6 protein-coding genes and 1 pseudogene are annotated in these 7,463 nt (G+C 65.1%); 5 read left to right on the top strand and 2 right to left on the bottom strand.

The genetic code is table 11. The features are described 5' to 3' along the window. Positions 1-382 precede the first annotated feature (382 nt). Positions 383-799 carry an MmpS family transport accessory protein gene (locus A5733_RS09810; RefSeq protein WP_067766790.1) on the top strand — a complete coding sequence of 139 codons (417 nt, stop codon included), beginning with the start codon at positions 383-385 and terminating at the stop codon, positions 797-799. Beyond that, entirely contained in the window at positions 796-3,705 is a 2,910-nt protein-coding gene (locus tag A5733_RS09805; protein ID WP_076239976.1) for an RND family transporter, read from the top strand. The genes A5733_RS09810 and A5733_RS09805 overlap by 4 nt, the downstream gene beginning before the upstream one ends. A gap of 155 nt (positions 3,706-3,860) precedes the next feature. On the opposite strand, the pseudogene A5733_RS27050 reads toward A5733_RS09805, so the two are convergent. Then, positions 3,861-4,097, bottom strand: a pseudogene (locus A5733_RS27050) (2OG-Fe(II) oxygenase); the annotation flags it as partial. Between A5733_RS27050 and A5733_RS27045 the strand changes: the two are divergent. Genes A5733_RS27045 through A5733_RS09785 form a run of 3 tightly spaced genes read left to right on the top strand, consistent with a single transcriptional unit; the run spans position 4,062 to position 7,269 of the window. Then, a complete protein-coding gene (locus A5733_RS27045; protein WP_076239975.1) occupies positions 4,062-5,285 on the top strand; it encodes an MFS transporter in 1,224 nt (407 codons plus the stop codon). The pseudogene A5733_RS27050 and the gene A5733_RS27045 overlap by 36 nt on opposite strands. Then, positions 5,285-6,436 (top strand): acyl-CoA dehydrogenase family protein, encoded by a 1,152-nt coding sequence (locus A5733_RS09790; RefSeq protein ID WP_076239974.1) that lies wholly within the window; start codon positions 5,285-5,287, stop codon positions 6,434-6,436. Before A5733_RS27045 ends, A5733_RS09790 begins: the two co-directional genes overlap by 1 nt. A 26-nt stretch (positions 6,437-6,462) precedes the next feature. Continuing rightward, positions 6,463-7,269: an acyl-CoA thioesterase II gene (locus tag A5733_RS09785; protein ID WP_076239973.1), complete on the top strand. Its 807-nt coding sequence runs from the start codon at positions 6,463-6,465 to the stop codon at positions 7,267-7,269. On the opposite strand, the gene A5733_RS09780 is transcribed toward A5733_RS09785, so the two are convergent. Beyond that, the coding region (locus A5733_RS09780; RefSeq protein WP_142253896.1) for a helix-turn-helix domain-containing protein at positions 7,259-7,463 on the bottom strand (205 nt) is incomplete at its 5' end. The genes A5733_RS09785 and A5733_RS09780 overlap by 11 nt on opposite strands.

The following is a 7,463-nucleotide window of genomic DNA, read 5'->3' as shown; positions in this document are numbered from 1 at the left end:
TGTCTCCTGCACGAGGTCTTCGGCGTCGTACCGGTTGTGGGTCAGGCGGCGCGCACCACGTTCGATCTGCTCGACGCACGGCAGCACCGTGTCGACGAATTCCACCGACATGGCAACCTCCCGACATTACATAGAAATTCTATGTATAAGAATAGCTGATCTAGGTAGCCGATGGCCAATCGGGGCCATGTCGGCCGGGCTGGCCGGGGTGCCGTTTCAAGCCTTCTGCCAGCAAGTTCACAGGAATAGGCTGCGGCCCACCGGGGTTGTGGACGGGTGTAAAGTTTCACCCCGCTGTACATAGGTATTCGAACTAATTCGCCGCTGGGTCTGTCGGGAGGTGTTCGTGAGGGCTGCGCCGGTCGGCCGACTGTTCAAGCGGATGTGGATTCCGTTGGTTCTCGTGGTGGTGCTGGCGATCTCGGGCCTGGTGGTCTCACGACTGCACCGGATGTTCGGCTCCGAGGACCTCAACGCCAACGCCGGGGCCGGCATCGAGATCGTCCAGTTCAATCCGAAGGTGGTCCTGTACGAGGTGTACGGGCCGCCCGGAACTTCCGCCGATATCAGCTATTTCGATCCGGACGCCAAGGTGCACTCGGTCAATGCCCCGCTGCCCTGGTCCGTCACCTTGTCCACCACATTGCCGACCGTCAGCGCGAACCTGATGGCGCGCAGCGACAGCGAAAGCAGCGCCGACCACATCGGGTGCCGTGTCACCGTCAACGGCACTGTCCGCGAGGAGCAATCCGCCAATGGCGTCAACGCCCAGACCTACTGCCTGGTGAAGTCCGCATGACCACATCCGCCCCCTCGCTCGAGTCCACCGGCAAGCCGAAGCGTCCGGCCTTCCCGCACCTGCTCCGCATCTTGGCGTGGCCGATCATCCTGATCTGGATCGCGATCGCGGTCGTGGTGAATGTGATTGCACCGCAACTCGAGGTCGTCGGCGAATTGCACGCCGCGCCGATGGCGCCCGAGGACGCCCCGTCGATGCAGGCGATGAAGTTGATGGGGGCCAACTTCCAGGAGTTCAACTCCAACAGCACGATCATGGTCGTCGTCGAGGGCCAGGAGCCGTTGGGTCCGGACGCGCACCGGTACTACGACGAGATCATTCACAAACTGCAGCAGGATCCCGAGCACATCCAGCACATCCAGGACTTCTGGGGGGACACGCTGACCGCAGCCGGTGCGCAGAGCGCCGACGGTAAAGCGTCCTACGTGATGATCAACCTGGCCGGTGAGCAAGGCATGACGCTCGCCAACGAGGGTGTCGAAGCCGTCCGCAAGGTCATCGAGGAGACGAAGGCTCCGCCGGGGGTGCAGGCGTACGTTGCCGGGCCGGCCGCACTGACCAACGACATGCACGTCATCGGCAACGCGAGCCTGGCCGAGATCACCGTGATCACCTTGGTCGCCATCGCCGTCATGCTGCTGGTGGTCTATCGGTCGATCAGGACCACGCTGATCCAGTTGTTCCTGACGTTCCTGGCGCTGCTGACCGCCCGCGGCGTGGTGTCCGTGCTGGCGATGCACAACGTGTTCGGATTGACCACCTTCGCGGGCAACATCCTGACCATGCTGGCCATCGCCGCCGCCACCGACTACGGCATCTTCATCTTCGGCCGGTACCGCGAAGACCGCGGCATGGGCCTGGACCGGGATGATTCCTACTACGCGACCTTCAAATCGGTGGCACCCGTCATCGTGGGCTCCGGTCTGACCATCGCCGGAGCGACCTACTGCCTCAGCTTCGCGCGTCTGCCCTACTTCTCCACCATGGGTGCACCGGTGGCGATCGGCATGGTCGTCGTCGTAATCATCTCGGTCACGCTCGGCCCGGCGGTGCTCTACCTCGGCAGCCGGGTCGGGCTGTACGAGTCCAAGCGGCCCCCGCAGAGCAAGTTCTGGCGCAAGGTCGGCACCGCGGTGGTGCGTTGGCCTGCACCGATTTTCGTGGCCAGCCTGTTCATCGTGCTGATCGGCGTGGTGGCCATCCCCGGGTACAAGCCGGCCTACAACGACCGCTACTACCTGCCCGACGACGCGCCGGTGAACGTCGGTTTCACCGCTGCCGACCGGCACTTCTCCCAGGCCAGGATGAACCCCGACATCCTGATGGTCGAGTCCACCCATGACATGCGCAATCCCGCCGACATGCTTGTGCTGAACAAGATTTCGAGCAATGTGATGCATGCCGAAGGTATCGCGATGGTGCAGAGCATCACCCGGCCGCTCGGAATCCCGATCCAGCACAGCTCGATTCCGTTCCAGACCAGCATCTCGGGGCAGACCAGCAATATGAACCTGCCGTTCCAGCGCAAGCAACTCGAAGACCAGCTTCGGATGATCGACGCGACCAACACCTCGATCGACATCATGAAGAGGCAATACCAGCTCTCGCTCGAACAGACCCAGCTCACCCAGGACTCCGCGGCCAAGTCGGCCGAACTGCTCGAGGTCACCAAGAAGATGCGCGACAACATCGCGAACTTCGATGACCAGTTCCGGCCGCTGCGCAACTACTTTTACTGGGAACCACACTGTTTCGACATTCCGATGTGCGCCGCGGCGCGTTCGGTTTTCGACGCTCTCGACGGAATCGATGAACTGACCGACAAGACCTCGGCGGTCCAGGTCAACACCGACCAACTCGCTGACCTCGCACCGAAATTGACCGCGCTGCTGCCGCAGACGATCGCGTCGATGGAGACGAGTCGGGACCTGTCGCTGGCGTCGTACAACTCGCAGAAGGCCCTGATCGACCAGATGCAGGCGATGAACGACACCGCGCTGTCGATGGGTGCGGCCTTCGACGACGCCAAGAACGACGACCTGTTCTATCTGCCCCCGGAAGCCTTCACGAACCCCGATTTCGAGCGCGGCCTCAAGATGTTCCTGTCGCCGGACGGTAAGTCCGCCCGCATGTTCATCACCCACCAGACCGACCCGGCGACGGTGGACGGGATCGCACGGGTCGAGTCCGAGCGCAAGGCCGCGCAGGAGGCCTTGAAGATGTCGTCACTGTCGGACGCCAAGATCTATCTCGGCGGTGTCGCGGCGACATACAAGGACATGTCCGACGGCGCGCGCTACGACCTGATGATCGCGGTGGTGTCGGCGCTGACGCTGATCTTCATGATCATGCTCATCCTGACGCGCAGTGCGGTGGCCGCGTTGACCATCGTGCTGACGGCAGGCAGCTCGATCGCGGCGTCGTTCGGCATCTCGGTGCTGTTGTGGCAAGACCTGTTCGGGATGCCGGTGCACTGGTTGGTGATGCTGATGTCGGTGATCATCCTGCTGGCGGTCGGATCGGACTACAACCTGCTGCTGGTCTCGCGGTTCCAGGACGAGATCCACGCGGGCCTGAAGACCGGCATCATCCGGTCCATGGCCGGCACGGGTGGGGTCGTCACCTCGGCGGGGCTGGTGTTCGCGGCGACGATGGCCGGCATGATGGCGAGCAACCTGACCGTGCTGGCCCAGATGGGCTCGACGATTGCCATCGGCCTGCTGATCGACACCTTCATCGTGCGGTCACTGCTGATGCCGTCCATTGCGACCCTGCTGGGCCGGTGGTTCTGGTGGCCGCAGGTGGTCTATCCCCGTGGGGACAACCACTTCCGCAAGCCGGTCTCGCGGCGGACTCCCCGCGCCGACGATGACGACACCGCGGCGATCCCGGTGTCTACGAGCTAGACCCGGCAGGTCTCCAACCCTGGAGCCACTTACGCCGAGGATTACTGCCAGTATGTGGCTGGAATCTTAGACATAGAGCCTGGCTAGTCAATGGGAAGATGTTGTGGCAGGCCGTAATAGCGGGCATGCCCCTACCGCAGTGCCGATGGGCTGTCGGGCTGGGACAGGTCGACCACCACCTGCAGCGGGAAGATCAACTCGCCGTAGAGGTCGCGGTGCAGCGCATTCCAGTCTCCGACACCATATTTCAGCAGGATCGCCGTCGTCTTGGTCTGCCCCGCCGTGTGGCACACCTGCAGCCAGTCGTCGAGGGCCGATCGAGATCGCTCGGTTGGCAGTGCGAAACTGACCGGTCTATGAGCTACTTCGGTGAGTTTCGGACCAACTGGCAACCGCTGGCTGCGGCCACGGCCGGGCTCAGCGCCGGCTTGAGCCTGAGTGCCTACACGAATGCCGCGATGGGGCCGCAGTTCCTCGCGGCGTTCGGGTGGAGCCGTTCGGAGTTCGCGCTGACCGGGGCAATCACGTTGCTCACCTTCGTCTTCCTCCCGGTCTACGGCCGCCTGGCCGACCTGTATGGGGTGCGCCGGGTCGCGGCCGCCGGTGTCGTCGGATTGCCGCTGTGCTGGATCGCGTACGCGATGATGTCCGGTCCGATCTGGCAGTACTTCGCGATCAACGTCGTCCTCATCGCACTCGGGGTGACCACCACCCCGGCGATCTACAGCCGGCTGGTCGCCACCCGCTTCCAGGCCGCCCGGGGCCTGGCCCTGGCCATTGCAATCTCCGGCCCGCCGCTGTTGGGCGCCGTGGGCTCTCCGGCCCTCGCCGTGATCAACCGGATCTACGGCTGGCGGGCCGGCTGCGTGGCGATCGCCGCCACCATCGCGGTGATCGGCGTCATCGCGCTGGTGCTCATTCCGCGGGGTGACGGGGATGCGTCGCCGTCGGCACGAAAACGCAAGACCGGCAACGATTATCGGGCCATCTGCGGGAGCCGGGTGTTCTGGATCCTGTTGCTCGGCGTGCTGCTGTGCAACCTGTACCACTCGGTGACCACCACTCAACTTGGGATCATGCTGGGTGACGCCGGAGCCGGTGGCGCCGTCGCGGTACTCATCACCGTGTTCGCCACCGCCGTCATCGTCGGCCGCTTCGTCTGCGGGGTGGCCCTCGACCGATTGCCGGCGCAGGTGGTCGCCGCGGTGGCGATGGCTCTGCCGGGACTTGGCTGCCTGCTGGTGGCCTCCCCGTGGGACCACATCGGTGTGTTGACCGTCGCGGTCTGCTGTCTGGGTGCCGCCTGGGGCGCCGAAGGAGATGTGATCGCCTATCTGGTGGCCCGACATTTCAGCCTGGACGTGTACAGCACGGTACTGAGCATCCTGTCCGCGGTGATCGGGGTGTCCTCGGCGCTGGGTGCGGTCGTGCTGAGCCGTATCTTGGCTGCCAGTAACAGCTTTGACGGGTTTCTCGTCCTGGCCGGCGCCGCAGCACTGGTCGGGGGAGGGCTGTTGTTGCTGCTGCGGCGACAGGACGTCGTCTTTACAAATGATCCAGAAAATGTCACGGTGTCCTGATGGACTTCTCCCACGTCGAGCTCTCCGGGGACGACCTGGCGTTCCGCGATGAGCTGCGGGCATTCCTCGCCGAGGTGGTCACCGACGAGGTGATCCAGCGTGATCGCGAGACCGGCGAGAATTTCGACGAGGCAGTGCATCTGGCCCTGGGCGCGGCCGGATATCTGGCCGGAGATTATCGGGCCGAGGCCGACGGCGGGTTCAGCGCGGTCCGGCGCCGGATCTGGGAACTGGAGATCGGCCGGGCCCACACCCCGTGGTTCCACTGGGGCACGACCGCGATGGTGGCGCACACCATGGAGAAGTTCGCCACACCCGAGCTGCTCGACGAAGTGTTGCCGGGTGTGCTGGACGGCAGGCTGCGACTGTGCCTGGGCTACACCGAGCCCGAGGGCGGGTCCGACGTGGCGACCTGCAAGACTCGCGCGGTCCGGGACGGCGACAGTTGGATCGTTAACGGGTCCAAGATGTTCACCTCGAACGCCCACAACGCCCAGTACGTTTTCCTGTTGACCAACACCGATCCGTCGGCACCCAAGCACAAGAGCCTGACGATGTTCCTGGTGCCGCTGGATTCGCCGGGCGTCGAGATCCAACCGATCCGGACCGTCGACGGGGACCGCACCAACATCACCTACTACAGCGATGTCCGGGTGAGCGACCGCTACCGCGTGGGCGAGGTCAACGGCGGGTGGACGGTGCTGCGCGGTGCCCTCGAACTCGAACACGGCACCTTCGAACGCGAGACCCGCGGCCTGCAGAAGCTCGCCACGATGACCGAACACATCACGTTGACGGCCGAGGTGCTCGACCGGGTGGCGGCCGTCGCCCCCGACGACGCGGCATCCCGGTACCGGCTGGGCCGGGCCGTCGCCCGCCTGGAGGCCGCGATGAGCAGTCCGGACATGTACGGCCGCGTGGCCATCGCCCAGACCATGCGCGATATCTCCCCGGACCTGATGGACATCGTCGGCTCGGCCGCGGCCCTGCCCGTCGGGACCGCTGGGGCCGCCGACGACGGCGGTGCCGAATACATCTTCCGGCTGGCCGGCCCGACCGGCATCTACGGCGGAACCCTCGAGGTGTTCCGCAACATGATCGCCCAGCAGGCGCTGGGCCTGGGCCGGCCGAACTACGCTGCGGCGAGGTAGCCCGCAACCCTCGGTACTGTGGCCCGGTGCATCCCTTCGACAAGGCGCTCGACCTCGAAGCAGCCGGCGACGGCCGGTGGCGTGGGCGGACAATCCCCGAGTGGGCCAACATGGTCGGGCCCTTCGGCGGTATCACCGCAGCCTCCCTGGTGCGCGCGGTCGAGCTACACCCGCAACGGCACGGCCAGCCCATCGCGTTGACGGTGAACTATCTGGCCCCCATCGCCGACGGTGAGTTCGAGATCGTCACCCGGTGCGTCAAGACCAACCGCTCCAATCAGCACTGGATCGTCGAACTGAGCCAGGACGGGGAGGCCAAGACCACCGCCACCGCGGTGTTCGGTCTACGGCGCCAGGGCTGGTCGGACACCGAGATCGCCGCGCCCGAGGTGGCCGGACCCGAAGACATCCAGAGATCGGTGCCACCGTTCGGAGTGGTGTGGTTCGACAACTACGACATGCGTTTTGCCGAAGGCGCGATGCCCGACCCCAACGACGAGCCCACCGAATCGGCCGGTTCGACCACGACGCTGTGGGTCCGCAACAACCCGCCGCGGCCACTGGATTTCAGCGCCCTGACCTCGGTGAGCGACATCTTCTATCCGCGGGTGTTCTTGCGGCACGGCCAGTTCGTGCCGGCCGGGACGGTGACGCTCACGGTGTACTTCCACGCCGACGAGGAGCAACTCGCCGCGCAAGGCGATGACTTCGTGCTCGCCACCGCGCGGGCGCACAAGTTCTCCGGCGGCTACTTCGACCAGACTGCGCACCTGTTCGGCCGTGCCGGCGCGCTACTGGCCACCAGCCACCAGTTCGTCTACTTCAAGGCCTGAGGTCGTCGGGCATCGACTGCAGGGCGATCCAGGCGCTCACCCGGGTCTGTGGATCGTCGAGCTTGCCCGGTAGCACCGCCTCGATGGCGGCCAGACGATTGCGCACGGTGTTGCGGTGCAGGCCGAGTTCTTCGGCCACCTTGAGTCGAGAACCGTGATGGCGCAGGAAGCACCGCAGCGTCTCCAGCTGTTCG

Origin of the sequence: Mycobacterium sp. NS-7484, from assembly GCF_001953975.1 — a bacterium.
Taxonomy (GTDB): domain Bacteria; phylum Actinomycetota; class Actinomycetes; order Mycobacteriales; family Mycobacteriaceae; genus Mycobacterium.
The sequence above is the reverse complement of the archived record's forward strand: the minus strand, read 5'-3'. Positions and strand labels throughout refer to the sequence as shown.

Excerpts from the sequence above, each read along its gene's own strand:
- A5733_RS09810 (WP_067766790.1), top strand. The coding sequence starts at position 383 with ATGTGGATTCCGTTGGTTCTCGTGGTGGTGCTGGCGATCTCGGGCCTG.
- A5733_RS09790 (WP_076239974.1), top strand. The coding sequence starts at position 5,285 with ATGGACTTCTCCCACGTCGAGCTCTCCGGGGACGACCTGGCGTTCCGC.
- A5733_RS27045 (WP_076239975.1), top strand. The coding sequence starts at position 4,062 with ATGAGCTACTTCGGTGAGTTTCGGACCAACTGGCAACCGCTGGCTGCG.
- A5733_RS09805 (WP_076239976.1), top strand. The coding sequence starts at position 796 with ATGACCACATCCGCCCCCTCGCTCGAGTCCACCGGCAAGCCGAAGCGT.